This window comes from Pantoea sp. AS142 (genome assembly GCF_037152305.1).
In the GTDB taxonomy this organism is placed as follows: Bacteria; Pseudomonadota; Gammaproteobacteria; order Enterobacterales; family Enterobacteriaceae; genus Pantoea.
The window spans coordinates 180311-207304 of record NZ_JBBCMO010000002.1; the positions used below are offsets into that span (position 1 = coordinate 180311).

Sequence of the window (26994 nt, forward strand, 5' to 3'; positions counted from 1 at the left end):
TCCGTCGGATGACGTGAATGGGGACGTTGTTCTGGCTGGGTTTGCCTTTCTTATTAATTTCTCACTGGCATTGACCATTTCTATCATTCCATAAAACAGGGAAAGCCATGTCTAACTCTTCCTTTCAGTCCGAAATACCCAAGGCACGTATTAATTTAAAACTTGATCTGCATACGGGGGGAGCGAGCAAGAAAACGGAGCTCCCCCTTAAATTGCTGGTGGCGGGCGACTTCAGTAATGGTCAGGAGTCTGCACCATTGTCTGAGCGCAAAAAAGTTAATTTGAATAAAAATAACTTCGACTCAGTGCTTTCCGAATATTCCCCAAAAGTCAATCTTACCGTTAAAAACACGCTTGCTGATGACGGTAGCGAAGACAACATCAGTCTGACCTTCCAGAGTATGAAGGATTTCACCCCGGAGCAGGTTTCCCGTCAGATCCCTCAGTTGAAGGCGATGCTTTCGATGCGCAATCTGCTGCGCGATTTAAAAGCTAACCTGCTGGACAACCAAACTTTCCGGAAAGAGCTGGAAAAAATTCTGCTCGACCCGGCGTTAAGTGCAGAACTCAGAGCCGAACTTTCATCCCTGGCACCTAAACAGCCATAACGTTCACGATGTTTTAACGGATTAATAAGGAAGATGCTGATGTCTGTAAAGAATGAGAATGCCGTGGGTGGCGAGAGTGTGGTGCTTGAACGTCCTGCAGCAGGTGGGGTTTATGCGTCCCTGTTTGAAAAAATCAACCTGAACCCGGTCTCCGAGCTGAGTGCGCTGGACATCTGGCAGGACGCGCAGGCGATGTCGGATGCAACCGCGGATGAACGTTTAACGGCCGGGATGCAGGTATTTCTGGAATGCCTGACGAAAGCGGGCTCAAAAGTTGAAAAACTCGATAAAAACCTGATTGACCATCATATCGCTGAGCTGGACTACCAGATTAGCCGTCAGCTGGATGCGGTTATGCACAGCGACGAATTTCAGGCGGTAGAAAGTCTGTGGCGCGGCGTGAAATCCCTGATCGACAAAACTGATTTCCGCCAGAACGTGAAGGTTGAACTGCTGGATATGTCCAAAGAAGACCTGCGTCAGGACTTCGAAGACAGCCCGGAAATTATCCAGAGTGGACTGTATAAACATACCTATATTGATGAGTATGACACCCCGGGCGGTGAGCCGATTGCCGCGCTGATTTCCGCCTACGAGTTTGATGCGTCTGCGCAGGATGTTGCCCTGCTGCGCAATATTTCTAAAGTCTCTGCTGCAGCGCATATGCCGTTTATCGGCTCTGCCGGCCCGAAATTCTTCCTCAAGGATTCGATGGAGGAAGTGGCGGCCATCAAGGATATCGGTAACTATTTTGACCGCGCTGAATACATTAAGTGGAAATCCTTCCGCGATACGGACGATTCCCGCTATATCGGTCTGGTGATGCCGCGCGTGCTGGGTCGCCTGCCGTATGGCCCGGACACCGTGCCGGTGCGCAGCTTCAACTATGTGGAAGAAGTGAAGGGCCCGGATCATGACAAATACCTGTGGACCAACGCCTCGTTTGCCTTTGCGTCTAACATGATTCGCAGCTTCATCAACAACGGCTGGTGTGTGCAAATCCGTGGCCCGCAGGCCGGTGGCGCCGTGCAGGACCTGCCTATCCATCTGTACGATCTGGGTACCGGCAATCAGGTGAAAATCCCGTCAGAAGTGATGATCCCGGAAACCCGCGAATTTGAGTTCGCGAATCTTGGCTTCGTTCCGCTCTCCTACTATAAGAACCGCGATTACTCCTGTTTCTTCTCGGCGAACTCCACACAGAAGCCTGCCCTGTATGACACCGCGGATGCAACGGCGAACAGCCGCATCAATGCCCGTCTGCCGTACATCTTCCTGCTGTCGCGTATTGCGCACTACCTGAAGCTGATTCAGCGTGAAAATATTGGCACCACCAAAGACCGTCGTCTGCTGGAGTTAGAACTCAATACCTGGGTGCGCAGTCTGGTTACCGAAATGACCGACCCGGGCGACGAGCTGCAGGCTTCTCACCCGCTGCGCGATGCCAAAGTGATTGTGGAAGACATCGAAGACAACCCGGGCTTCTTTCGCGTCCGACTGTTCGCTATTCCGCACTTTCAGGTGGAAGGGATGGACGTCAACCTGTCACTGGTTTCTCAGATGCCGAAAGCCAAATCCTAAGGCGAGGGGAAATCAGGGATGAAAATTTACCGCCCGCTTTGGGAGGATGGGGCCGCTCTGGCCCCGCAACAATTCCAGCAGCAGGCCCGCTGGAGTGAATACGTTGCCGACACGGTCGCCCGGATGGGGTTTTCTCATCCCTGGGGCGTGGTTGCGGCAGAATTTGATGATGCTGCACTGGCGCTCGCGCGCCTGAACGCCACCCGTCTGGTGGTGCGCTTTCAGGACGGTACCCTTGTTGATACCGATCTGGCTGACACGCTTCCTCCGGTCTGTGATTTGTCTGTTGCCGCCGGCAGTGAAGCTGTTGACGTGGTTGTCGCACTGCCGCTGCTGAGCGCCAGTGGCGGCAACCTCGATAACTGTCAGGACAGTGAGCGGCCGCGTCGCTGGAAAGCGGAGCGTGTCGTCGTGCAGGAACTGGCCGGCCATGAAAGCGGGGAAATCGCTATCCTGCGTCATGCGCTGACCCTGCGTCTGTCCAGCCAGGAAAACACGGCATACCTGACCTGTCCGGTAGCCCGTCTGGTGCGTAATGCGCAGGGGCAGTGGAGCCGGGACCCGTCCTTTATCCCGCCGATGCTGTCTGTTGCTGCCAGTCCGTGGCTTGCCACCGAACTGGGTGACCTGCTGGTCCGTCTGCAGGCCCGTCGCCGTCGCCTGATGGCCATGCGCCGTGAAAGCAATGAGCGTATGGCCGACTTTGCGGTTGCGGATGTCTCCCTGTTCTGGCTGCTCAATGCCCTGAACAGCGCCGAGCCGGTGCTGACGGAACTGCTTCAGACGCCTGAGCGTCACCCGGAACTGCTGTACCGCGAACTGACCCGTCTGGCCGGCAGCCTGCTGACTTTCTCACTTGAGCACGACGCCGGCGATATTCCTTCTTACCATCACGATGCACCGGAACGGGTATTCCCGCCGCTGCTGGCACTGCTCGATAAGCTGCTGGAAGCGAGCCTGCCGTCACGGGTGGTGAGTATCCACCTGGAGCACCAGGACCAGATCTGGAAAGGTGCCCTGCACGATGCGCGCCTGCGCGAAGGAGCAGACTTCTACCTTTCCGTGCGCGCCTCCATGCCGAATCATGAACTTCAGACGAAATTCCCGCAGTTGTGTAAAGCGGGCAGTTTTGAAGATGTGTCCGATGTGGTGAATGTGGCCCTGAGCGGGATGGTTATCAAGCCGCTGAACCATGTGCCGGCAGCTATCCCGTTACGCCTCGAGAACCAGTATTTCTGGCTGGATCTAAGTACTGAGGCGGCTCGCGCAATGCTAGAGATGGGCAGTTGTACCTTCTACACCCCGCGTTCTCTGGGAGAGGTGAAACTTGAACTCTTTGCGGTGCTGCGCTCATGAATAAATCCGAACAGAGTCAAATCGAACGCATCTTCTATCCAGGCTGGCTGATGGCCAGCCAGCTACGTGGCGGCCAGGAAGTCCGGGACGGGGAAGGGCTCTATCGCCGGGCCTGCCGTCTGGTGCAGGAGGCAAAAGCGGCACTCACGGAGGCAGGTTACAGTGACATCAGTCGTGACCATATGGTGTATGCCCTGTGTGCCCTGCTTGATGAGAGCGTGATGAACAGGGGAACCACCGATGATGGTTACCTGACCTGGCGTCGTGACCCGCTGCAGGCACACTTCTTTGGCACCCTTAATGCCGGTGAGGAGCTGTGGGAACGGATCCGCAACCTGCTGAAAGAAACCGCCCCTGACGCCGCCGTCCTGACCTGCATGTACCGGACCCTGCAACTGGGGTTCGTCGGTCAGTATCGCGCCCAGGATGATGAACGCCGGGAAGATATTTTTCGCGCACTCGCAGAACGGGTGCCGGCCTTCTCGCTGGCACAGGACGCCCCCATCGTTGCCCGGGCATTACGCCTGCGCAGCAGTCGTCGCTGGTACTGGCTGAACTGGGTTGTGGCCACAGTCGCCCTGGTGGCGCTCTGGTTCTTCCTTTCGTCTTCGCTTACCGAGCTGGTAAGCCAGACCGTCAGGCCAGGATAAGCGATGCGGGATGCGTACCGAAATCTGTTAACTGCCCTGGGTGCCGTGCTGGCGCTGTGGCTCATTCTGGGATTCTGGCCACTGTCCACGGGCAGCCGCGTGGCGCTCAGCCTGCTGGTTGTTCTGGTCACCGGGGTGATGTTCTGGCGTCAGCGTCGGGCCTCCCGGGCGCGGGCGAGCGCTGTCCGGGAGAGTGTGGATGAAAACCTGCCGCCGGAAGATTTTCAGGGGGCGGTGATCCTCGTCTGCGGCGACAACACCCCGCTGTTTGTGTCCGGTTTCCGTCACCGGGAAACCCGGCAGGGCTGGTATCTGTGGGTGAAGGATGCAGAACAGCTGCCAATCCTGGCACAGCACCTGAGCCTGGTGCGCCCGGCCCTGGTGTCGCAAATTTCCGTCATGCTGGCGGTGGTACCTGAACAGCACACCTCCGGGGATGACTTCACCCAGTCTCTGCGGGGCTGGCAGCGGGCTGTCGTCCAGTGCCGTGCGGCATTTGGCACTCTCCCCCCGCTGTGGACCGTGACCTGGGTATCGCCCCCTGTGGCCTGCGCGGAGGCCGAACCCGTCTGGTTTACCACAGTAAGCCAGCGAAGCGGTATTCAGGTGTATCAGCCCGGTCAGGGCAATGTGTCACTGACGGCGTGGACCCGGGAGAGTGGATCTGACGGGCGACTTTATCGTCTGAGTCAGGGTCTGTGGCTGGACAGCCTGCTTGCCTGGCAGAACAGCGCGGTGAATGACCTGCTGTCGGTACGCCAGGGCGAGCTGCCGGTGATGAAACCCTGCGTGCAGGGGATGTGCATGGTGCCGGTAAGCGGTATCACGGGCAATCTCTGGCAACAGCACATCATCGCTGTGACGGCGTTGCCACCGGATGCCACCGGCACAACAGAGCCACTGCCGCTGCCTGAACTGCTGCTGCCGGCGTTACCACGCTGGCGTGGTGTGAGTCGCAGAATGGTGTTCTGGCGTTATGCCGGATTACTGGGCGGGATTTTCCTGGCGCTTGCCATGCTGGCGTCCTGGATGAACAACCAGCGCCTCATCCGTAATGTTGGCGATCACCTTGCATTGTATCACCAGCTGACGGGGAAGCCTGTTGCCCCGAAACTGCGGGCGCAGCAGCGCCTCAGAGTTGATGGCGCATTGCTGGACGACTGGGCGCGTCGCGGGGAGCCACTGCGTTATCGCCTGGGTTTGTATCAGGGGCTGCGCCTGGTACCGCCTGTTGAGGCTGCCGTCAGTGACTGGGCCCCGCCGCCACCGCCTCCACCGGTTATTAAGAAAATCATTCAGGGTCCGAAAACCATTCGTCTTGACAGCATGTCGCTGTTCGATTCGGGCAAATCGGCGCTGAAAGCCGGGTCCACCAAAATGCTGGTGAACTCGCTGGTCGGCGTTAAGGCGAAGCCGGGCTGGCTGATTGTGGTCGCTGGCCACACCGATAACACCGGCAATACGCAACTGAACCAGACGCTCTCTCAGAAACGTGCCGAAGCGGTGCGCGACTGGATGCGTGACACCGGTGACGTGCCGGAAAGCTGTTTTGCGGTGCAGGGTTATGGCGCAAGTCGCCCGATCGCAACCAACGACACCCCGGAGGGCCGTGCGCTAAACCGCCGTGTCGAAATCAGTCTGGTACCGCAGGCCAATGCCTGCCAGATACCGGGCCACACCCAGACGTCATCGCAGGATGATGACGTATCACAATCAAATGGAGAGTAACTCTCATGGCAATTCCTGTTTATCTTTGGCTGAAAGACGACGGCGGCGCGGACATCAAGGGTTCTGTTGACGTGCAGGACCGTGAAGGCAGCATCGAAGTTGTCGCTCAGGAGCATAACCTGTACATCCCGACCGACAACAACACTGGCAAGCTGACCGGTACCCGTATCCACACCCCGTTCCTGTTCACCAAGGAAATCGACTCCTCCAGCCCGTATCTGTACAAGGCGGTGACCACCGGTCAGACCCTCAAGTCTGCGGAATTCAAGTGGTACAAAATCAACGACGCGGGCCAGGAAGTGGAGTACTTCAACACCAAACTGGAAAACGTGAAAGTGGTGAAAGTGAATCCTGAAATGTATGACATCAAGGATCCTTCTAAAGAGAAGCACAACCACCTGGAGCGTATTGAACTGCGTTACGAAAAAATCACCTGGACCTACAAAGACGGCAACATCATTCATTCCGATTCCTGGAACGAACGCGCCACCGCGTAAGTCACGAGCGGGCAGAGTTTCTCTGTCCGCTTTTTTGCTTTTGCTGAACGTTTGCCTGTGCGGGCGTTGAGCAAAAAACATCACATCCCGGAAACAGACCTTATGGGCCTCGGTAACGGCCAGGGGCGGTAGCGTGCCTGAACGGTCCTCAACAGTGAGCAAGTAAACATGGAAAACCCGGCAATCCTTCTTCGACGTCTCAACCCTTACTGCGCCCGCGCAATGGAAGGGGCAGCCTCTCTGTGCCAGACCCGCGCCCAGGCAGAAATTCTGCCGGAGCACTGGCTGATGAAACTGCTGGAGCAGGGCGAAGGTGACCTGACCGTACTGGCACGCCGCTACGAGTGGGACATGGACGCCATCTGGCAGGATTTGCTGGGCTGGCTGGATAAACAGCCTCGCTCTGTACGCCATCGCCCGCAACTGTCTGACGCCCTTCAGACCCTGATGCAGGAGGCCTGGTTGATTGCCTCGCTCAATGGCGAAGAGCAAATTCGCAGCGTCCATCTGCTGATGGGCCTGGTGGAAAAACAGAACCTGGTGCGCTGCGATGGCCTGTGGCCACTGCTGACCTGACGCTCGGTCAGAGCCAGCTGGAGCGCCTGCGTCCTCTGCTTGATGGACAGTCGGATGAACGTCCGGAACTGCAGCAGGAAGCAGAGCTGGCGCAGAGCCGCGGCGGTGAGGTGGAGTTTGTCGGCCGTCCGGTCGGTGCAGAACTGAAAGAAGGCGAACTCAGCCCGGCGCTGCAGAACGCACTGGAAAAATTCACTCTCGACGTCACCGCCAAAGCCAAAGAGGGCAAAATCGACCCGGTATTTGGCCGTGATAACGAAATTCGTCAGATGGTGGATATCCTCTCGCGTCGTCGCAAGAATAACCCCATTCTGGTGGGGGAGCCGGGTGTCGGCAAAACGGCACTGGTCGAAGGGCTGGCGCTGCGGATTGCCGAGGGTAATGTGCCGGAATCCCTTAAACCGGTTATTCTGCGCACCCTCGACCTCGGCCTGTTGCAGGCAGGTGCAGGCGTGAAAGGTGAGTTCGAACAGCGCCTGAAAAACATCATCGATGCCGTGCAGCAGTCACCCAACCCGATTTTGCTGTTTATCGATGAAGCCCACACCATTATTGGGGCAGGTAATTCAGCCGGTGGCGCCGATGCGGCCAACCTGCTGAAGCCTGCGCTGGCGCGTGGTGAACTGCGCACTATCGCTGCCACGACATGGAGCGAGTACAAACAGTATTTTGAACGTGATGCCGCACTGGAGCGCCGCTTCCAGATGGTGAAAGTGGACGAGCCGGATGACGATACGGCCTGCCTGATGCTCCGTGGCCTGAAATCCCGCTATGCCGAACACCACGGCGTACATATCACCGATGATGCGGTGCGCGCCGCCGTCACGCTGTCCCGTCGTTACCTGACCGGACGCCAGCTGCCGGACAAGGCTGTCGATTTACTCGATACGGCCGCAGCCCGCGTCCGAATGAGCCTTGACACCGTGCCGGAACCGCTGACCTGCATTCGCTCGCAGATTACCTCTCTTGAAATGGAGAAGCAGGCGCTGATGGAAGATATTGCTGTCGGCAATCAGAACCATGGTGAACGCCTGACCGTCATTGAGCAGGAAGAGAACGATCTCATCGTTGCACTCGACGCGCTTGAAACTCAGTACGGGCAGGAACTGAAACTCACCGAACAGTTGCTGGAAAGCCGCCAGGACATCTTCCGTTGTGGTGAGACTCACGCGCTGCAACAGGAACTGAACGGAATGCAGCACGGTAACCCGTTACTCTCCGTCGATGTGGATGTACGCACCGTCGCCACCGTCATTGCCGACTGGACGGGCGTGCCACTGTCTTCCCTGATGAAAGATGAACAGACCGAACTGCTGAACCTGGAAAACGAAATCGGCAAACGGGTTGTGGGCCAGGAAGTGGCGCTTGCAGCTATCGCCCGGCGTCTGCGCGCGGCGAAAACCGGCCTCACTTCCGAGAACGGTCCGCAGGGCGTTTTCCTGCTGGTGGGCCCGAGCGGCGTGGGGAAAACCGAGACGGCGCTGGTGTTAGCAGACGTAATGTACGGCGGGGAGAAATCGCTGATTACCATCAACCTGTCTGAATACCAGGAGCCACACACCGTATCACAGCTTAAAGGCTCGCCTCCGGGCTACGTGGGCTACGGCCAGGGCGGCATTCTGACCGAGGCGGTACGCAAACGTCCGTACAGCGTTGTACTACTTGATGAGGTGGAAAAAGCGCACCGCGATGTGGTGAATCTGTTCTATCAGGTTTTCGACCGCGGCTTTATGCGTGACGGCGAAGGGCGTGAAATCGACTTCAGAAATACGGTCATTCTGATGACCTCTAACCTTGGCAGTGACCACCTGATGCAACTGCTCGATGAGCAGCCGGAAGCAACTGAAGGCGACCTGCATGAACTGCTGCGCCCAATGCTGCGTTACCACTTCCAGCCGGCGCTGCTGGCGCGCTTCCAGACCGTGATTTACCGTCCATTAGCAGAAGCCGCCATGCGCACCATCGTGGAAATGAAGCTCGCCCAGGTGAGCAAGCGTCTGCATCGTCATTACGGCTTGTCCACGATTATTGAAGAGAGTCTCTACGACGCACTCACTGCCGCCTGTCTGTTGCCGGATACCGGCGCGCGTAATGTTGATAGCCTGCTCAACCAACAAATCCTGCCGGTACTGAGCCAGCAGTTGCTGATTCACATGGCGGCAAAGCAAAAAACACACTCCCTGGCGCTCGGCTGGAATGATGAAGAAGGGATTGTACTGGCGTTTAATGAGGCGCACGGAGGCTGAAATGCAGATTTGCATGATGGATTACGGCAACCTGTCGGCAGCCTGTATAACCGAGTCCGGGCAGAGGCGATTGATGCCTGGCATGGTTACCGAAATCATCATTCTGAATGGTTTGCCCTTTTCAGCGATAAAACCAAAAGAGACGGTATCAGGGTGAATGGTCTGAACCGTACGGGATTTCGTCTCCACCCGCTGAACAGCGATGGTTCCGGTGAGTCCTGGGGTTGTATTACCCTGCGTCGTTCCAGTGATATTCAACACCTGCGACGCCTCCTGCTACAAAGAGGAACTTTCCCTGTTCCTGGTGGCAATGGTCTGAAGGCCTATCCCCCCTCGATGTGCGTGGCACTCCGAACTACAGCCTGTGTGATAAAGAAACGGAAGAAAGAAAAGAGGCTGAGAAACGTCGTACACAGCAGGCTCTGAAAAAGCGAGCGGAGAATGCCGAATGAAAATCCTGCTGTTTATCGTGCTGTTCTGGAGCGGGATCCACTTCATTCCTGATGTATGGGTTGCGAGTTTTGTTAAGGCCAATATCCCGATTAGCGGTGACGGGGAGGAAGCGATGGACAGCTTCGAAATGCATATCATCGTGATTAAAACAACGTTGTGTGCTATTGGGGCGTATCTCCTGATGAAGCTGCTCTTCTGGCTGCACAACCGCCCGAATACATAGCCTGTTTTCTTCTCTGACCGACACCGGCCCGCGCCAGCCCTGACGGAATAACCGAATACACAATGGAGTCAATGCCATGAGCCTGACGGATACCCTGAACACGATGGTGGCCACCGTCACCGGAAAAGCCCTGAACCGCTACCGCCTCGATATCCCTTCCTGCACGGCCGATATCGACGTGGAGGACTTCAGAGGTTCAGAAGCGATGAGCGAGCTTTACAGCTACACCATCAACTTCACCAGTGGCGACAAGAACATTGATGCCCGCCAGATGCTGAGCAAGCCGGCGACCCTGACCATGGGCGCGGGCAATTTGCTTTCCCTGGCGGAGCGCAAGGTGGTTCACGGGGTGGTGACCCGTTTCGAACGTACCGGTGGTTCAGCAGATGAAGCGCAGTACTGCATTGTGCTGGAGCCGTTTCTGGCGCTGCTGGGCAATCAGTTATGTACTCACCGCTTTTTCGTCAATAAATCGGTCCCGGAAGTGGTGTCAGAGGTGCTCACGGAGCATGGGCTCAAAGGCTGGGAGTATGAGTTTACTCTCAAAGCCGACTATCCAAAGCGTGAGCAGATTAACCAGTATCAGGAAAACGACCTCGCCTTCATTGAACGTCTGCTGGCGGAGGTGGGGATTTTTTACTTCTTCACCCTGCAGCCTGACACCCAGACCGAAGTGGTGCACTTTGCGGACAAGCAGAGCGCCTGGACGTTTGGGAAAAAGCTCCCGCTGAACAGCCCGTCAGGGACGAATGACAACGGCATTGATTCAGTATGGGGCGTGCATGTCTGGCACAACGTGGTGGAACGTTCTGTCACGACCAGTGACTACAATCACCGTGAAGCCCAGAACATCCTGATGTCCATACCGGCTGACATGACCCGCGGCGACGGGGAAGGGAACACCTATGGCGATGTGTACCATTATCGCCCGCGTCACCTTGAACGTGGCGACAAAATTAACCCGGCAGCGGAAACAGGTAACTTCTGGGCACGCCTGGAGCATGAACGCTACCTTTCCACCCAGACCACTGTAACTGGCAGCAGTACCGATCATACCCTGGGCCCGGCTCAGGTGTTGACTATCACCGAAACAGCTATCCCGCCGACGCTGCCGCGTGAAACCGAAAACGGGCTCGTCATCATCAGCGCCGGTTATTCTGCCAGCCGTCAGAGCGCGCTGAAGGTGGAATGGGCGGCCATGCCTTACTACGAGAACCGCTGCTGGCGTCCTGCTGCTAAAAAGCGCCCGGTGGTCAGCGGCACCCTGACGGCGCGCGTGACCAGCGCCAAAGATAACGACATCTACGCCTGGCAGGATGCATCAGGCATGTACCGGGTGAAATTTGATGCTGATCGCGACGATAAACGCCAGGGCATGGAAAGCATGCCGGTGCGCTTTGCCAGGCCTTACGGTGGTGATAAATACGGCTTCCACTTCCCGCTGATACAGGGTACTGAAGTCGCCATTGCCTTCCACGAAGGTGATCCGGATCGCCCGTATATCGCCCATGCCCTCCACGACTCCCGCCACGTTGACCATGTCACTGAACTGAACAGCACGCGTAACGTTATCCGCACAGCTGGCCTGAACAAGCTGCGGATGGAGGATAAACGCGGCGAAGAGCACGTTAAGCTGAGTACCGAATACGGGGGTAAGACCCAACTTAATTTAGGCCACAATGTCAATGCTTCAAGGGTACTTCGTGGTGAAGGGGCGGAGCTGCGCACTAACGACTGGGTCAGCGTTCGTGGTGGTAAGGGCGTTCTGCTTACTGCAGATGCTCAGCCTGACGTCGGCAGTAAAATGCTTGAAATGGACAGGGCTGTAGAACAACTGGAACAGGCACTCACGCTGGCAAGAAGCCTCCAGGCTGCTGCGAAAGGGGCACAGGCAACAGTATCTGACATCGACAGCCAAAAAATGCTAAACAGCTCACTGAAGTATCTGAAAATGCCGGGAATGCTGGCCAGTGCACCGGCTGGAATAGGCATTCTTAGTCCTGAGGCTGTCCGGCTTGCTTCAGGCGGAGCAAGTATTGGCCTGATGTCAGGTAAAAACACGGATATCAGCACCGGGCAATCGTTCACTGTAGCGGCAAGTGAGGCTGTAAGTTTATTTGCACAGTCTGCAGGAATGAAAATGTATGCAGGGGCAGGGAAGATTGATATTCAGGCACAAGCTGACGCCATGAATGTCTCAGCATTACAGGACATCACTGTCGCCAGTGGTCAGGGGAGCGTGAAGGTAAATGCCAGCAAGGAACTGATTTTAAGTTGCGGTGGTGCTTATATAAAACTTAGCGGTGGGAATATTGAACTGGGATGTCCGGGGAATATTTTGCTAAAAGCGACCAATGTTAATCAGACAGGTCCTGCCAGCTTAGATACACCGCCGGTGACTTTCCCGAAAGGGTACAGCGAAGGGTTTATCACAACATCATCCGCCAGCGGAGCAGTAAAGCCTTTCACCACATATAAAATTACAACGGCTGAAGGGGAGGTTTATGAGGGCATTTCTGGTGCAGATGGAAAGACATCTCCAATATTTACGTCTATGCCATCGCAGTTAAAAATCGAATATCCGCGAAATATTGCTGATAGCCAGGAGGGCGAATAACATGACTACCGCTGTATCCTCACTCTGCCGTAAAAACCCCCATGCTCCATGTGAAGAGCAAATGCCCTACTGGGTCGAATTTCAACTGGTTGATGAGCAGGGCGATCCCGTGGCGAATATGCCATGGACTGTTGAAAGTTCTCATCCAGTTTCTGGTCCAGTCGAAGAGTTTACGCATTCAGGCCAAAGCGATGCTAATGGACTTATCCATATTGATATGCCGCATGGTCTTGAGTTGAAACTGACACTTGACAGTAACCAACTGACAAAGGAAATGGAAAAGCGCTCTCTTCGCGTGGGTAGAGATCCTCTAAAAGACTCGATTGTTCGTCCAAAAGCTGAGGGAAATGGTTATGTGTGGCACTACGCCGTCGTGGGCGAATTATTTCATGAGCAACCTGATTTGCAATTAAGAGACGGGGAAGAGTTACCCTTATTTCATTTTCCAATAAGTAGTTCATTTAAGGGCATTAAGGTCAGAACAAATGAACTTGAAAAGCGCCATGTGATCGAAGTTTGCCCGTTCAGAGCTTGGGAATTAGTCCTCCATCACCAGAATGATTACTCAATGGCCAATGCCATTAATTTAGGATTGGCCTCGGATTTAGCTTATGATGATATAAATATTATAACGAAGTATTTTATTAATAAATGTCAGGACCTATCGACGATACCATCCAGAAAGATTGGTCAATCGACTATTAATGCTTTAGTTGTCGATGTTCCTTATAGCGATAGATATGTTTTCCCTGTCGGTTTTGATTCAGCCAAAGCAGAACAACCTGAAGGTGATACACAGTTTTACTATGTGTACAATAAAACTAAGGTTATAGTGGCTTGGCGTGGAACAGCTAGTATGACCGATGGTATAACTGATGCCTCATTTAGACCAGTTGATGCCGAGAGTTGTAATAAAAAAGTTGAATGCACCTCACTGGTTCCAGCAGGTAAAGTTCACACAGGTTTTTGGGAGGGGTATCGTGTCATTGATAAACTTTTCCATGAAAAACTGGAATTACTTAATGACTTGGCTGAAAATTTAGACTTGTATATTTGTGGACATAGCCTAGGTGGCTCTTTGGCTCTAATTCATTCGGCAAAACTAAAGAATAGCAATCCACTACTTTATACATATGGTATGCCAAGAACGTTCACTAAAAATGCTGTAGATGCATTATCAAGTATTATCCATTACCGACACGTAAACGATCAAGATCCAGTACCATCAGTTCCACCTGAGGCTGATCTGGATAACCAGTTATATAAATTATGGGGGCCATTGGGGACAACTCTCGGTTTTTTATGGTCTGTCTATGAGCTTACCGCCTGGCAAATCGTAGAGTGGGGGGACTGCTTTTGGCACCATGGAAACACAGTTGCATTTTTAACCACTACTCAAAGTAGAAAATGGCAACAATGTAGCATAGAGCTTCCTTACCCAAGAAATTGCATGACCATTCAGGCAAGGCTTCCTGAAAAAGTTAAGCTCTATCTTGTACCTTCCCTGGCACTTCAGGAAGCTAAACAATCCGGACAAGTTCAAAAGGATTTTAAAGCTACGCTTACCAAGGAAGATCTTAAAGAATTTTTCCCTGAAGGTATGAATCCAATTAGAGGTATTCCAGTTAATGTTGGAAATCATCTCCTGACATCATATATGCCCTATATAAATAATAAATTAGTAGGGTTAGCTTATGAAAAAGAGTTGAGCGATGGAAAGCCCTTCACTGAACATGCGGATAAAGTAGCTTCCTTTGAATTACAAATGGATCACTATTCAGGCGAAATTCCCAAGAATGAGCTTGACAGGAATAAAATATTTCTTTCACTCGAGGGTTTACTAAAAAACTCGCTTAACTCAACCCTCTCTGCTGCATCTGGATCTGATGCTATTAAAAGATTTGGTTATTATGGTGAAGAGGACATGGAAAATGTATAAGGCATTTAATTTATTCATCTTGCTTCAAGCTGTTTTTTTGCTAAATGGATGTGCTCAGGCAACCGACAGAACATTATCACCACCACCGAACTCCGATTGGATTAATGTTGAGATAAAAAATCCTTCACCGTATACAAAGCCTTTTCCTCTTGAAGTGTTGTACGTATCAACGACGTGCAAGCGTGAGTTGATGAGCATGCGTGATGGTCAACATTATGAGAAGGTGGGATATAACCCAGTAAAAATTCCACTTCATAAGCACAATGATTCAGATGTTTGGGTTGCAAAAATAGCAAAAGATGGCGGCGGTAAGTGCAGCTGGAAACTGAGTGAGTTCAATTTGGGTATTGAATATGTTGATGCTACACACCTCGGGAAGGGTTTAGTTCCAGGTACCGCAGTTGGTGCAACAATTGCGTTTGATGACAATGCAACGAAAAATGGCCTGTTTAAGACAGTACATGGTGATATTACTCTGTCTCCAAAGTATTATCCGTATATAAGAGAGCGAAAATTAAACTCCACTGAAACTAGCCTATCTTTATTGGGAAAACAGGATTTTATTTCCTTACGAGGGGATGCAACCACTAAAGTGAATTTTATGCCCTTTCTGGACGAAACGAAAGTTACTCGATATATCGGTGTGAAAAAAAAAGAACCTGGCGCGCATGCTAAGATAATTTATCCAGACGGAAGTGTGGCGCCAAAAGGTACGGTTATGCCTGATTTTAATAAAATTAATGCGAAGTGATTATTGTTTTTTGTTTTTTTAACGTGACGCCGTCTAAGGCTATGTTACTCTATCCGCGGGGTATGTTGTTTTTGTTCCACTCAAGGTTGATGCTCTATGAGTTAGTTTTTTTGTTAAGAGGACATGGAAAATATATAAGGCATTTAATTTATTTATCTTTCTTCAGGCGATTTTTTTGCTGAATGGATGTGCTCAGGCAACTGACAGAACATTATCACCACCATCGAATACTGAATGGGTAAATATTGAGATAAAAAATCCTTCATCGTATACAAAGCCATTTCCTCTTGAAGTGTTGTACGTATCAACGACGTGCAAGCGTGAATTGATGAGCATGCGGGATGGCCAGCATTATGGGAAAGTGGGACTCAATCCAATAAAAATATCTCTTCAGGAATAGATCTCATCAGGTATATGGATTGCAAAAATAGCAAAAGATGGCGGTGGTAAGTGCAACTGGAAACTGAGTGAGTTCAATTTAGGAATTGAATATGTTGATGCTAGTCACCTCGGTAAGGGCTTAGTTCCGGGAACTGCAGTTGGCGCAACAATTGCGTCTGATGACAATGCAACCAAAAATGGTCGCTTTAAGGTGTTTGAAGGCTCTGAACTTGTTTTATCTCCTGTGTACTACCCTTTAATTGATAGTAATAAAGATATAAATGTGAATGATACTTTGAATTTATTTGGTCAGGATGATTTTTTACTGAAAAAAATAGTATCTCCTGCTAAAAGCATTCGGATAAAATTTGAACCGACAGTTGATGAGTCTAAAGTAGTCCGAATGATCGCCCCAACAGAACAAAAAGTCGGAGTAAACTATAAAATTATCTACCCAGATGGTTCAGTTGTGTCCGACGGAACAACTCACCCTGATGTAAATAAGTTAAAGGATTAATTTATGTATAGGGTTACTAATAAGCTATTCCTCAATGCTCTAATGTTTTTTATTGTTAGCTATGTCAGTGCAGATGACCGAACATTATCGCCACCATCCGAAACTCCTGATTTTAATAAAATCAATGCAAAGTAACTGCTAATAAATATAGGCGTTTATTATGTCCAATGGCATCGTTTTGCTCGGTGATAAAACTTCTCACGGCGGAAAAGTGATCTCCGCTTCTTCCAATATTACAGTCGACGGGAAAAAAGCCCCTTTAGTTGGCGATATGGTTAGCTGCCCTGTAGAAGGACATGGAACGAATCCTATCGTGGAAGGATCACCGCACCGGACATTTAACGGTCGCGCTGTTGTCGTTGATGGCTGCAAATGTCAGTGCGGTTGTACTGTAATTTCAAGTGCTCAGAACAGCACAGTAGGATAATCAATGGGCTGGGAAAGGACGAAAGCAACAACAATGGAGTTGCCTCCTGAGCCATCTTTTACGGGATGGCTGTTGGCAGGCGGTGTTGCCGCAGTTGTGGGTATTTTGCTGTTTATTCTGCATGCATCAGGCATGGTTAAGGCACTGGCTTTGTTTAATATCTGGTGGCTGGCATCCAGCCCGGTTTTTGGCTGGTTTTTCCTGTTTTGTTTGCGGGGCTGGCTGTGGGGTAGAACAGTCAATGAACATCATTTTTTGCAGAAGGAAGATGAATACGGACAGCAACAGTGGGAAGTTTGGGCAAAACGTTATCTGGCCGTGCTTGGAAGCAGCATACTGCTACCTTCTGGAGTAACCTCTGACGCCATTGCTAAATCAGATGCTGCAGACGCGCCGCAATTTCTTTCACTGACCAGCCATTTTGATGCGAAATCGACGACGTCCACCTCCTTGCTCGAACTGGGTCTGGCCAGTGTACAAAACGCGGTCGCGATGTTGCCTGCGACAGTGCCGTTCAACGTCACCATTGTGAGCGACATGATTTCGTCAGACTTCGAGATCCGGTTTCGTGAATCATGGGGAAAAATTTATCCAGGGCGTGCGCTCACAGGTTCGATTTCATGTCGCGAAGCCCTTTCTTTTGCCTGGATCGAAGAGCGCCTTAAAAATCCCGTTTTCGATATTGATTTGATCCTGATATTGCAGAAGCAGAGTGCTAAACAGTATTCCGATGCACTCGCGGCGTTGATACTTACCAGCGATGATGTTGCTGAAAAATACCAGCTTCCTCACGCTGCCCGCATCTTGCGACCAATGCTGTTGGACATGCCAAATTTCAGGGCTGATATGGGTTTGTTCCTCGAAACACAAACGATTGCCTGTCAGACATCAAAAGTGTTTTGTGATTATGGGCACTGGAATGACGGGTTTGCTGATCTAATGACGGCATCTCAATCACATCTGACACCGTGGGTGCCCCAAAAGATTGATGTACTGGAAAAATATAACGGTATTCCAGGGGCTGGCAGTGCGTGGCTTCTAGCCTCATTACTGGCCGACATCGTGTCCGTCAGCAACAAACCTGTTTTAGGGTTGTTTACCTCAGGTACTGATCGTTTTGTCAGTACTGTTACCTCAGGGAGTAAAAATAATGATGCCGGGTAGTACATGGAGCAGAGGGGGGCTTGCCGGCATAATAGCCTGCATCTCAGCGATTATAGTGGCCTTGATCCTTCATTTCGGCCCCTCGCATGGCCTTGATACCCGACTGAAGCAAGTGCTTGCATTTGTTGCCGTATGGATAGTCTTGCTGATTGTTTTCTATACGCCGTTCATGTTCCGGTTTATGAAGGAAAGTTATCATCGCTGGCGAGAACAGAAGAACAATGCGTTGCCTTCTGATGAATCAAGAGTTGCCCGGACTCCGCCTCGCAATGTCACCGTTGATACCATCCGTGACGCCATGCGTAACCTCTACGGTCGGCGCTGGGGCCGTAAAACGCGCATTCTGCTGATAACTGGCACTGTCTCTGAGGTGGAGCAACTGACCCCTGGCCTCACTGGGCAGCTCTGGCAGGAAGACCGTGGCACACTGTTGCTGTGGGGCGGTGATCTCAACACGCCAGCAGACAGTGCCTGGCTGAGCGCACTGCGCAAACTGCGCCGCCGTCCGGTAGATGGGCTGGTATGGGTGACCTCGGCGTTCGACCAGTTGTCAGCGCCGGGGCTGGAACCACCATTACCGGCGCCTTCTGAAAGCACCATGGACTCCCTGTCCCATGCCATCAGCGCCCGTATGGAAACGCTTGGCTGGAAACTTCCCCTGTATGTCTGGTCCCTGCATCCGCGCGCCGGTCAGCCGGAAGGCCGTATCGTGCAGGCCACAGGCTGCCTGCTGCCTGCCGGCTGTTGTACCGAAGGGCTGGCAGAGCAACTCTCCGCCCTGACGTCAGATTTGACCTCGCAGGGTCTGCAACAGACCTGTGATGATGTTAAACACAACTTCCTGCTGACGCTTGTCGACCAGCTTATCCGGGAACCGGAGAGCGTGACCACGCCATTGTCGGTGATGCTCAATCCGTACCGCCCGCTACCGCTGGCGGGCGTCGTGTTCAGCCAGCTTTCTGCCGGTGCTGAACGTGCCGTGACGCATCACTGGGGCATGGACAGGCGCTGGGATGTCTTGCCTGAATCTGTCGGGATGCTTCCTGCCGCGCTGCGCCCCGTGAAACCGGGCATTCCGTGGCACAGAGTGTATGCATCTGTTGTCGCCCTGGCGATGGTGGGCTGGGCTGCGTGGATGGGCATCGCGTATGTCACCAACCGCAGCCAGATTGTCGGTGCGAATGCCCAGGCCGCACTTGCCGCCCGTCAAAACCAGCCCCTGGAACAGCGCCTCCATGCGCTGTCTGAACTTCAGAAAACGCTGGCCCGTCTGCAGTACCGTTCTGAGCATGGCGTGCCCTGGTATGAACAGGCCGGGCTGAGTCAGAATGACGTGCTGTTGGCTGCACTCTGGCCACGGTACCAGGACAGTGCACTGCCGCTGTTGCGGGATGCGGCCGCAGACCACCTGCAGAAGCAGGTCAGTGCCTTTAACGCACTGCCGCCGGGCAGCCCGCTGCGTGAACAGATGGCAAAAACCACCTATGACCAGCTTAAGCTCTACCTGATGCTGGCGCACCCGGAACACATGGACGCCGCCTGGTTCAGTTCTGCGCTGCTGCACGACTGGACAAAACGTGATGGTGTGAAAGGCGCTGTCTGGCAGGGTGTGGCTCCGTCACTGCTGACGTTCTATGGCGCGCATCTGGCTGTGCACCCGGAATGGAAGTTCCGTGCGGATGAGAGCATGGTCAGCCAGGCACGTTCCCTGCTGGTTCGCCTGATGGGCGTGCGTAACAGTGAATCGACCCTGTACCAGAAAATGCTTTCACAGGTGGCGCGTCTGTATGCCGATATGCGTCTTGAAGATATGACGGGTGATACCGATGCTGCCCGCCTGTTCAGCACCACCGAAATTATATCAGGGATGTTTACCCGTCAGGCCTGGGATCAGGCCGTGCAGCCCGCTATCGAGAAGGTGGTGAAGGCACGCCGGGACGAGCTCGACTGGGTGCTGACCGACAGCAAGCGTCAGGTAAATAAACAGGACGAGACCTCGCCGGAAGCGCTGAAAAAGCGCCTTACGGAGCGTTACTTTGCAGACTTCGGCGGGGCATGGCTGGCGTTTCTCAACAGCCTGCGCTGGAACCGGGCCGCCACGCTGTCCGATTCCATTGACCAGTTGACCCTGATGGCCGACGTGCGGCAGTCACCTCTGGTGGCGCTGATGAACACCCTGAACGTGCAGGGGCGCGCCGGGCAGGCTGGGGAGGCGATTTCAGACTCCCTGGTGAAATCAGCCAAAAATCTGCTCGGGGGTGATAACAAAGATGCCATTGACCAGAGTGCCGGTGTACGCGGTCCACTGGATGCAACCTTTGGCCCGGTGCTGGCACTGATGGACAAAAACCGTACCGGTGCGCAGGAGCAAAGCTTGCAGTCATACCTGACCCGCGTGACCCAGGTCCGTCTGCGCCTGCAGCAGGTGACCAACGCCGCCGACCCGCAGGTGATGACCCAGACCATTGCCCAGACCGTATTCCAGGGAAAAGCCGTGGACCTGACCGAAACCCGCGACTACGGCAGCCTGATTGCAGCAGGCCTGGGGCAGGAATGGAGTGGCTTTGGTCGTTCGGTGTTTGTGAACCCGATGGAGCAGGCCTGGCAGCAGGTGCTGACCCCGGCCGCCGACAGCCTCAACGCCCAGTGGCAGCAGGCAGTGGTGAGTGAATGGAACTCCGCCTTTGGCGGACGCTATCCGTTCAACAACTCCAGCAGCGATGTGTCCCTGCCACTGCTGGCTAAATACCTCAATGCCGATTCCGGGCGTATCGCCCAGTTCCTGCAGACCCGTCTCAAGGGCGTGCTGCACAAAGAAGGTAATCACTGGGTGCCGGACAGCATTAACTCGCAGGGGCTGACCTTTAACCCGGCGTTCCTCAATGCCATCAACACCCTGGGCCATATCTCGGATGTGGCCTTCACCGAAGGCAATGCCAGGATGAACTTCGAACTGCGACCAGGAACGGCCGCAGGCGTAATGCAGACTGACATGATTATCGACAGCCAGAAGCTGACTTATGTGAATCAGCTCCCGGCATGGAAGCGCTTCACCTGGCCTGCGGATACCGAAGCACCGGGGGCGAATCTGAGCTGGATTAGCACGCAGGCCGGGACCCGTCAGTACGCAGATATTCCGGGGCGCTGGGGCCTGATACGCCTGCTTGATAAAGCCAGCGTAAAAGCGTATCCGGGCGTGGGAAGCAGCTACAGCCTGAGCTGGAAAGCCCAGGATGGTCGCGCGCTCAATTACACCCTGCGTACCGAAGCCGGCGAGGGTCCGCTGGCGCTGCTGAAACTGCGTAATTTCCGTCTGCCGGAAACCATCTTCAGCACCACCGGAGTTGCTGCGTCAGACCAGGTCGCCAGTGCGAACAGTGATGCAGAGGAGGTCTACTGATGAGCACGCTCAATGCCTTACTCGATGCCTGCCAGACAGAACAGGAACCATTACTTGTAGCAACCCGTAAACGCGTGGCGCAGTGGGACCGCTGGCTGCAGCCGCTGTCCGGTTCATCGCCCATTGGTGAGGACCCAGGCTATGATGATGACTTCCAGCAAATGCGCGAGGAGGTCAACAAACTTTCCGGCGCGGATACCGAACTCATCTGCCGGCTTACAGAGAAGCTGCTGACCACCACCGCGAAAGACATTCGCGTGGCGACCTACTACTGCTGGGCGAAACTGCACCGGGAGGGCGAGCAGGGGCTGGCTGAAGGACTCGAACTGCTGGCCGGTCTGCTGGCGCGCTTTGGCACACAGTTGCACCCGCAGCGTGACCGCAGCCGTAAGGCGGCACTGGAATGGCTGGCAGGATCGCGTATGACTGACTCGCTTTCCCTGTACCCGGAAGTGGTCAGGATCGATGCGATGCGTACTACCGGGGCGCTGCTGCTGATCGCCGGGCTTACCGAAAATGAGCCGGATGAAACACGCCCGGAGCTTAATGTGCTGTACGGTGCCCTGGAAAGTCGTCTGCACAAAGCGGGGGGCGTGGATGCGGTGGTCCCGCAGAACGCCAGTACCAGCGAACCCCCTTTGACCATCAGTCACAGTGATGTCCCGGCCATCGGGCGGATCACCTCCGGTCAGGATTTGCTGGCCCAGGCCCGCACGCTCACCGAATACCTGCGCGATCAACCAGATGGCTGGCTGTCAGCACACCATCTGATGAAGAGCCTGCGTCACGACACCCTGCGGGCCATTCCGGCACCGGATGCGCAGGGGCGTACTCGTATCGAACCCCCAAGGGCGGACCAGCGGGCGCTGCTTAAACGCCTCTACCTGCAACAAAACTGGGCTGAAATGCTGGAAACGGCGGACAGCACCTTTTCCCGGGGTGCCAATCACCTGTGGCTGGATTTGCAATGGTATATCCACCAGGCCCTGACGAAATCCGGGCAGGGCGCATTGGCCGACATTGTCGCGGCTGACCTTAAGGGATTGCTGACCCGCCTGGCCGGTCTCGAAACGCTGGCGTTCAGTGACGGAACACCGTTTGCAGACGAGGTGACGCTGAACTGGATCCAGCAGAGTGTGCTGGATACGAGCGGCGGGTGGGGCAATGGCACGCCATCAGCCCCGATAAGCGCCGGTAACGATGACATTCTGGCACTGGAGCCGGAAGCCGTGGCGCTGGCGGACAGCGAAGGCCCGGATGCCGCGCTGGGCTGGCTACAGACCCGACCCGGCATGACCACCGATCGTCAGAAGTGGCTGTTGCGCCTGCTGATGGGGCGCATTGCTGAGCAGTACGGTAAAAATGAGCTGGCGGTGCACCTGTTTGCGGAGCTGGGTGAGCGTGCCCGTGAAGTGACCCTCAGTGACTGGGAGCCTGAGCTGTTATTCGAAGTTCAGGCCCGCCATCTGAAACTCCTGCGCCTGAAAGCCAGTCGCAGTGAGGCTGATAAGGCCCGCCTTACGCCGGTAATGGACCAGCTACTTGCCGGGCTGATTGCTGTCGATCCTGCCCGTGCCGCCGTGCTTTGCGGTTAAATCCACAGGAACAGAAATAAATGGAAGATTTGACCCTGCGTTATTACGACGCGGAAATGCGCTACCTGCGTGAAGCCGCGAAAGAGTTCGCACAAACCCATCCCGATCGCGCAGCAATGCTCGACCTGGAGAAAGCCGGGACGCCCGATCCCTATGTCGAACGCCTGTTTGAAGGCTTTGCTTTCTCAATGGGGCGTCTGCGGGAGAAGATTGACGACGATCTGCCGGAACTGACCGAAGGGCTGGTCAGTATGCTCTGGCCACACTACCTGCGTACCATTCCGTCGCTCTCGGTAGTGGCATTTACCCCTGCGCCGCATGCCATGAAAATGGCAGAAGTGGTGCCAGCGGGTCTTGAGATATATTCCCGTCCGGTAGGGCCAAAGAACACCGTCTGCCGTTACCGTACCACCCAGGATGTGAGGCTTAATCCCCTGGGTGTTTCGGGCATTACCATGACAACCGAACCTGACGGTCGGTCGCTGTTGCGGATACGCTTTGCCTGCAGCAGCCAGGCAGACTGGTCCAGTGCTGACCTCAGCCGTCTGAGCCTGTATCTCGGGGCGGATGCCCCCGTCAGCAGCCAGCTGCACCTGATGCTGACCAAACGGCAGGCTGCTTTTTATATGCGCCTGCCCGGGCAGGCTGACCGTATCCGTCTTGACGGGTATTTCTCGCCGGGGGGATTTGCAGAGGAGGACGGACTGTGGCCGAAAGGTGACGCCGCTTTCAGTGGCTACCAGTTGCTGCTGGAGTACTTCACTTTTCGCGACAAGTTTATGTTTGTCCACCTTAACGGTCTGGAGGGTATCACGCCGCCAGCAGGGGCCGAGTATTTTGATATTGAAGTGGTGCTCAGTACGCCGTGGCCATCAGACCTGCCGGTCACCGATGACGCGGTTCGCCTCCACTGCGTACCGGTGATTAACCTGTTTACGCTGGAGGCTGACCCGCTCACTATCTCTGGTCTTGAAAGCGAGTACCTGCTGCGTCCTAAACGTCTGCAGGACGGACATACCGAGATTTATTCGGTGGATTCAGTCACTGGCTCAAACCGGACCAGTGACGCAGAGTATGTGCCGTTCAGCAGCTTCAGGCACAAGGGCGGGATGATGCGCCGTCATGCACCACCCCGTTACTACCACACCCGCGTGAAACGCAGCGTCACCGGGCTGTATGACACCTGGCTTATCCTCGGCGGTCACCAGTGGAAAGATGACCGCCTGTTTGAGCGCGAAGCCGTGTCGCTGCAAATCACTGGCACCAACGGTCAGCTACCGCGCCGGGCATTACAAAGCACGCTGCTTGACCGCTGTGAACAGGTAGTCAGTACACCGCTTTCAGTACGCAACCTCTGCAAACCAACGCTGCCAGTCTATCCGCCTTCCGAAGACCGTTTCCAATGGCGGGTTTTGAGTCACCTTGGATCCGGCTTCCTGAACATGATGAGCACGGCCGAAGTGCTACGCGGGACGCTTGCGCTCTATAACTGGCAGGAAGATGCGCTGAACACCCGGCGTCTGGAGGCGATTCAGCAGGTGACGCACCACCGCCTTCAACGTTTTGAGCAGGGATACCTGCTGCGGGGGCTGGATATCGAAGTGACCCTCGACAGCAACGGCTTCACCGGTGAGGGCGACATCCATTTGTTTGGTGAAATGCTTAACCGGTTCTTTTCGTTGTATGCCGATATGAATCAGTTCAATCAGCTCACCCTCATCGTTCAGCCAGAAGGAAAATGCATCCGGTGGAAAGAGAATCACAGTCCGCGTCTGCTAGGCTGATAAAGCGGCTGGGGGACCGGCTGCCATATATCAACTTTTACCGCTTCTGCCAGTTACTGGAACAGAGCCAGCCTGACAAACCGGTCACCGGCAGCACCTGGCAGGTACGCCATGATCCGGTGCGCTTCCGGCCCCATCCGGGCATGGGCTTTCCGGCATCTGAAATCAAAGGGATTGAGCAGTCTGAGCATTCGCATCTGCCGCCGACTGTGCGCATCACCTTTATGGGACTCTACGGTGTGGAGTCCCCGCTGCCGACGCACTATATCGATGACATTACCCAGCGACGGGAAGGGTATGAGGCCACCGCGGATTTCCTCGATATCTTCAACCATCGGCTGATTGCCCAGTACTACCGTATCTGGCGGAAATACTCCTACCCGGCGACCTTTGAGGAAGGTGGTAAGGACAAAACCTCACAGTATCTGCTGGGGCTGGCCGGGCTCGGAATTGACGGTTGCACGGACAGTATCGCGGCCCCGGCTTCGCGCTTTCTGGCACTGCTGCCGGTCATGTTGTTGCCGGGGCGTACCGCAGAAGGCATGGTCTCGCTGGTGCGTCTGCTGGGACCCAACACCCAGGCGAAGATCTGGCACCACGATAAACGCCGTGTGCCGTTAAAAAAGCCGCTGACCCTGAGCGTCAGCCAGCCCGTCACCCTGACAAACCGACCGGTGATGGGTAACTATGCTACCGATGTGAACAGCCAGGTGCTGATGCGCCTGATAACCTCAGACCCGGCTGAGGTGCAGGGCTGGTTACCGGGTGGGGAGCTTCACACGGATTTAATGGCGCTGCTGCATGTGTATCTTGGGTCACGGCTTGATGTGCGTCTGCAGTTGTGTGTCGACCGTAGCCTGCTGCCGGACGCGACAATAAGCACTAAACCCGGAGCCGATGCTGTGCAACTGGGCCGCACAGCCGTGATGCGCCCGCTGAACGCGGCGAATACTGCTACTCACCCCAAAACCATAACCATCAATCTTGGCCGCTATGAGCGGGTACAGGAAAATATTCACCGCAGGGAGACCGATGAAGATGGCGATTACCGCTGGTAAATTTCCCCTGGTTGCACTTGCCGCAGGTATCACTCTGATACTGGCGGGTTGTGGCCTGACTCAAAAAGTCACGGACGGCACGGTTGCCATGACTAAATCGATTTTCTATAAGCAGGTAAAAACCTTGCATCTTGATATTTGCGCCCGGGAAGCCATTAACAGCAATGCCAGTGGGGTTGCGCTTTCGACGGTGGTGCGAATTTACCAGTTGAAGGACCGCAAGACTTTCGACAGCACGGACTACCCGTCACTGTTTAAAGCCGACAGTCAGGCCATCAGGGCGGATCTGGTGGCAGAGAAAGATATCCGCCTGCAGCCGGGTGGGGCGGTGACGGTGGATATGCCGATGGAGGAAGACGCGCAGTACGTGGCGGTGGCCGGGATGTTTATGTCACCGGACCAGCTGAACAATACCTGGCGCGTAGTACTGAGTCGCGATGACCTTAATCCGGATAAGGCCCGGGTGATTGCAGCGGGCAATAACCAGTTGATCCTGCAGGCGCTCAACGATGAGTGAGACATCCCGTCCTTCGCTGTATGAAACGCTCTACGGCAACTTCACCGGCGGCCTCGACCTGCATCAGGTCAGCGAGCAGAACCAGGTTATTCTGTCCGTACTCGACAATATGCAGCGTATCCTCAACAGTCGTGCGGGAGCGCTGACGCATCTGCCGGACTATGGTTTGCCCGATATGACAAAAATACTGCAGGGCATGCCGGGAACGGCGCATGAGATGATGGGCGCATTGTCTGCCGTACTGCTCAAATATGAGCCACGCCTGAAAAAAATAACCGTTGTCCTGCTGGATCAGAACGTCCCGGGAGAACTGCGCTATGCCATTGATGCTGAGCTAAACGGTGTCGGTCTGGTGCGTTACGGAACCGAGTTTATGCCCGAGGGGCGGGTTCTCCTGCGACATTTTAAGCAGCAGTATCTCGACACGACAACCCGTCTGTCAGGCCAGAGAACACCCTGTCAGTAAAATCACAGTTCCTCGAAAAATTGCAGGCCAGACAGCCAGCCCCTGTCTTGTTTATCAGCAAGACTCTGGCCGATATCGCAGAATTTCGCTTGAGAATAACGCAGCTTCAGGAGCAGATGGACGCGTGGCTGGTGGATGCCGGACTGAATGTGGAGGCGTTCACGGCATCTGTCACTGACCTGCTGGTGGAGGGCGGGCTTTTGACATTGCCGGTATCGTCCTGCGAGTCGACGACCGGGCCGTAAAATTTATGCCGGTATTTTTGTACGGTCAGGGTGTGACCGGGTGTGTGGAGGCGACCTTTCATGATGGAGGACATGTGACTTCACTGGGGCGTTTGTTCATGCGGTCAGGAACGGTGAACAACTGGACCTTTACTCCGCCTGGTACATTATCCCGCCCAGGGCAGTGTTTTGATGAAAGTACATTTTTTAGTTTGTCCCTGGCGCTTCTGCCATAG

20 protein-coding genes and 2 pseudogenes are annotated in these 26994 nt (G+C 54.3%); all 22 read left to right on the plus strand.

The window, feature by feature from the left end:
* Positions 1-107 precede the first annotated feature (107 nt).
* The 22 genes and pseudogenes from tssB (at position 108) to WFO64_RS06055 (ending at position 26994) form a co-directional block, all read left to right on the plus strand.
* Positions 108-608: a type VI secretion system contractile sheath small subunit gene (gene tssB, locus WFO64_RS05950; protein ID WP_337009841.1), complete on the plus strand. Its 501-nt coding sequence runs from the start codon at positions 108-110 to the stop codon at positions 606-608.
* 33 nt (positions 609-641) lie between these two features.
* The gene (gene tssC / locus WFO64_RS05955) at positions 642-2189 is read left to right on the plus strand and encodes a type VI secretion system contractile sheath large subunit (RefSeq protein ID WP_337009843.1); all 1548 of its coding nucleotides are present in this window, start codon (positions 642-644) and stop codon (positions 2187-2189) included.
* Positions 2190-2207: 18 nt separating this feature from the next.
* Positions 2208-3545: a type VI secretion system baseplate subunit TssK gene (tssK, locus tag WFO64_RS05960; protein ID WP_337009845.1), complete on the plus strand. Its 1338-nt coding sequence runs from the start codon at positions 2208-2210 to the stop codon at positions 3543-3545.
* Complete coding sequence (tssL, locus tag WFO64_RS05965; protein WP_337009848.1) at positions 3542-4195, plus strand: type VI secretion system protein TssL, short form; 654 nt, start codon at positions 3542-3544, stop codon at positions 4193-4195. Before tssK ends, tssL begins: the two co-directional genes overlap by 4 nt.
* Before the next feature lie 3 nt (positions 4196-4198).
* A complete protein-coding gene (locus WFO64_RS05970; protein ID WP_337009850.1) occupies positions 4199-5923 on the plus strand; it encodes an OmpA family protein in 1725 nt (574 codons plus the stop codon).
* A 5-nt stretch (positions 5924-5928) separates the two neighbouring features.
* On the plus strand, positions 5929-6420 hold the full coding sequence (gene hcp, locus WFO64_RS05975; protein ID WP_024558534.1) for a type VI secretion system effector Hcp: 492 nt from the start codon (positions 5929-5931) through the stop codon (positions 6418-6420).
* Between the two features lie 168 nt (positions 6421-6588).
* Positions 6589-9242 (plus strand): annotated as a pseudogene (gene tssH / locus WFO64_RS05980) (type VI secretion system ATPase TssH).
* 9 nt (positions 9243-9251) lie between these two features.
* The gene (locus WFO64_RS22520; RefSeq protein ID WP_442956130.1) at positions 9252-9668 is read left to right on the plus strand and encodes a tlde1 domain-containing protein; all 417 of its coding nucleotides are present in this window, start codon (positions 9252-9254) and stop codon (positions 9666-9668) included.
* A gap of 22 nt (positions 9669-9690) precedes the next feature.
* A complete protein-coding gene (locus WFO64_RS05990; RefSeq protein ID WP_337009855.1) occupies positions 9691-9918 on the plus strand; it encodes a hypothetical protein in 228 nt (75 codons plus the stop codon).
* Between the two features lie 76 nt (positions 9919-9994).
* Positions 9995-12535 carry a type VI secretion system Vgr family protein gene (locus WFO64_RS05995; RefSeq protein WP_337009857.1) on the plus strand — a complete coding sequence of 847 codons (2541 nt, stop codon included), beginning with the start codon at positions 9995-9997 and terminating at the stop codon, positions 12533-12535.
* 1 nt (position 12536) lies between these two features.
* Complete coding sequence (locus WFO64_RS06000; RefSeq protein ID WP_337009859.1) at positions 12537-14474, plus strand: lipase family protein; 1938 nt, start codon at positions 12537-12539, stop codon at positions 14472-14474.
* Positions 14467-15225 carry a hypothetical protein gene (locus tag WFO64_RS06005; protein WP_337009861.1) on the plus strand — a complete coding sequence of 253 codons (759 nt, stop codon included), beginning with the start codon at positions 14467-14469 and terminating at the stop codon, positions 15223-15225. The genes WFO64_RS06000 and WFO64_RS06005 overlap by 8 nt, the downstream gene beginning before the upstream one ends.
* A gap of 592 nt (positions 15226-15817) precedes the next feature.
* Positions 15818-16123 (plus strand): hypothetical protein, encoded by a 306-nt coding sequence (locus WFO64_RS06010; protein ID WP_337009863.1) that lies wholly within the window; start codon positions 15818-15820, stop codon positions 16121-16123.
* Between the two features lie 160 nt (positions 16124-16283).
* The gene (locus tag WFO64_RS06015; RefSeq protein WP_337009865.1) at positions 16284-16550 is read left to right on the plus strand and encodes a PAAR domain-containing protein; all 267 of its coding nucleotides are present in this window, start codon (positions 16284-16286) and stop codon (positions 16548-16550) included.
* 3 nt (positions 16551-16553) lie between these two features.
* Positions 16554-17714 (plus strand): hypothetical protein, encoded by a 1161-nt coding sequence (locus WFO64_RS06020; protein WP_337009867.1) that lies wholly within the window; start codon positions 16554-16556, stop codon positions 17712-17714.
* Positions 17715-17895: 181 nt separating this feature from the next.
* Positions 17896-21114 carry an ImcF-related family protein gene (locus tag WFO64_RS06025; protein ID WP_442956131.1) on the plus strand — a complete coding sequence of 1073 codons (3219 nt, stop codon included), beginning with the start codon at positions 17896-17898 and terminating at the stop codon, positions 21112-21114.
* On the plus strand, positions 21114-22709 hold the full coding sequence (gene tssA / locus WFO64_RS06030; RefSeq protein ID WP_337009871.1) for a type VI secretion system protein TssA: 1596 nt from the start codon (positions 21114-21116) through the stop codon (positions 22707-22709). The genes WFO64_RS06025 and tssA overlap by 1 nt, the downstream gene beginning before the upstream one ends.
* 20 nt (positions 22710-22729) lie before the next feature.
* On the plus strand, positions 22730-24493 hold the full coding sequence (gene tssF, locus WFO64_RS06035) for a type VI secretion system baseplate subunit TssF (RefSeq protein WP_337009873.1): 1764 nt from the start codon (positions 22730-22732) through the stop codon (positions 24491-24493).
* Positions 24448-25551 carry a type VI secretion system baseplate subunit TssG gene (gene tssG, locus WFO64_RS06040; RefSeq protein WP_337009875.1) on the plus strand — a complete coding sequence of 368 codons (1104 nt, stop codon included), beginning with the start codon at positions 24448-24450 and terminating at the stop codon, positions 25549-25551. Before tssF ends, tssG begins: the two co-directional genes overlap by 46 nt.
* Positions 25532-26068, plus strand: coding sequence for a type VI secretion system lipoprotein TssJ (gene tssJ, locus WFO64_RS06045; protein WP_337009876.1), 537 nt, complete (start codon positions 25532-25534; stop codon positions 26066-26068). Before tssG ends, tssJ begins: the two co-directional genes overlap by 20 nt.
* On the plus strand, positions 26061-26534 hold the full coding sequence (gene tssE / locus WFO64_RS06050) for a type VI secretion system baseplate subunit TssE (protein WP_337009878.1): 474 nt from the start codon (positions 26061-26063) through the stop codon (positions 26532-26534). The genes tssJ and tssE overlap by 8 nt, the downstream gene beginning before the upstream one ends.
* Positions 26525-26994: pseudogene (locus WFO64_RS06055) on the plus strand (hypothetical protein). Before tssE ends, WFO64_RS06055 begins: the two are co-directional and overlap by 10 nt.

Excerpts from the sequence above, each read along its gene's own strand:
- tssB (WP_337009841.1), top strand. The coding sequence starts at position 108 with ATGTCTAACTCTTCCTTTCAGTCCGAAATACCCAAGGCACGTATTAAT.
- tssC (WP_337009843.1), top strand. The coding sequence starts at position 642 with ATGCTGATGTCTGTAAAGAATGAGAATGCCGTGGGTGGCGAGAGTGTG.
- tssK (WP_337009845.1), top strand. The coding sequence starts at position 2,208 with ATGAAAATTTACCGCCCGCTTTGGGAGGATGGGGCCGCTCTGGCCCCG.
- tssL (WP_337009848.1), top strand. The coding sequence starts at position 3,542 with ATGAATAAATCCGAACAGAGTCAAATCGAACGCATCTTCTATCCAGGC.
- WFO64_RS05970 (WP_337009850.1), top strand. The coding sequence starts at position 4,199 with ATGCGGGATGCGTACCGAAATCTGTTAACTGCCCTGGGTGCCGTGCTG.
- hcp (WP_024558534.1), top strand. The coding sequence starts at position 5,929 with ATGGCAATTCCTGTTTATCTTTGGCTGAAAGACGACGGCGGCGCGGAC.
- WFO64_RS05990 (WP_337009855.1), top strand. The coding sequence starts at position 9,691 with ATGAAAATCCTGCTGTTTATCGTGCTGTTCTGGAGCGGGATCCACTTC.
- WFO64_RS05995 (WP_337009857.1), top strand. The coding sequence starts at position 9,995 with ATGAGCCTGACGGATACCCTGAACACGATGGTGGCCACCGTCACCGGA.
- WFO64_RS06000 (WP_337009859.1), top strand. The coding sequence starts at position 12,537 with ATGACTACCGCTGTATCCTCACTCTGCCGTAAAAACCCCCATGCTCCA.
- WFO64_RS06005 (WP_337009861.1), top strand. The coding sequence starts at position 14,467 with ATGTATAAGGCATTTAATTTATTCATCTTGCTTCAAGCTGTTTTTTTG.
- WFO64_RS06015 (WP_337009865.1), top strand. The coding sequence starts at position 16,284 with ATGTCCAATGGCATCGTTTTGCTCGGTGATAAAACTTCTCACGGCGGA.
- WFO64_RS06020 (WP_337009867.1), top strand. The coding sequence starts at position 16,554 with ATGGGCTGGGAAAGGACGAAAGCAACAACAATGGAGTTGCCTCCTGAG.
- WFO64_RS06025 (WP_442956131.1), top strand. The coding sequence starts at position 17,896 with ATGAAGGAAAGTTATCATCGCTGGCGAGAACAGAAGAACAATGCGTTG.
- tssA (WP_337009871.1), top strand. The coding sequence starts at position 21,114 with ATGAGCACGCTCAATGCCTTACTCGATGCCTGCCAGACAGAACAGGAA.
- tssF (WP_337009873.1), top strand. The coding sequence starts at position 22,730 with ATGGAAGATTTGACCCTGCGTTATTACGACGCGGAAATGCGCTACCTG.
- tssG (WP_337009875.1), top strand. The coding sequence starts at position 24,448 with ATGCATCCGGTGGAAAGAGAATCACAGTCCGCGTCTGCTAGGCTGATA.
- tssJ (WP_337009876.1), top strand. The coding sequence starts at position 25,532 with ATGGCGATTACCGCTGGTAAATTTCCCCTGGTTGCACTTGCCGCAGGT.
- tssE (WP_337009878.1), top strand. The coding sequence starts at position 26,061 with ATGAGTGAGACATCCCGTCCTTCGCTGTATGAAACGCTCTACGGCAAC.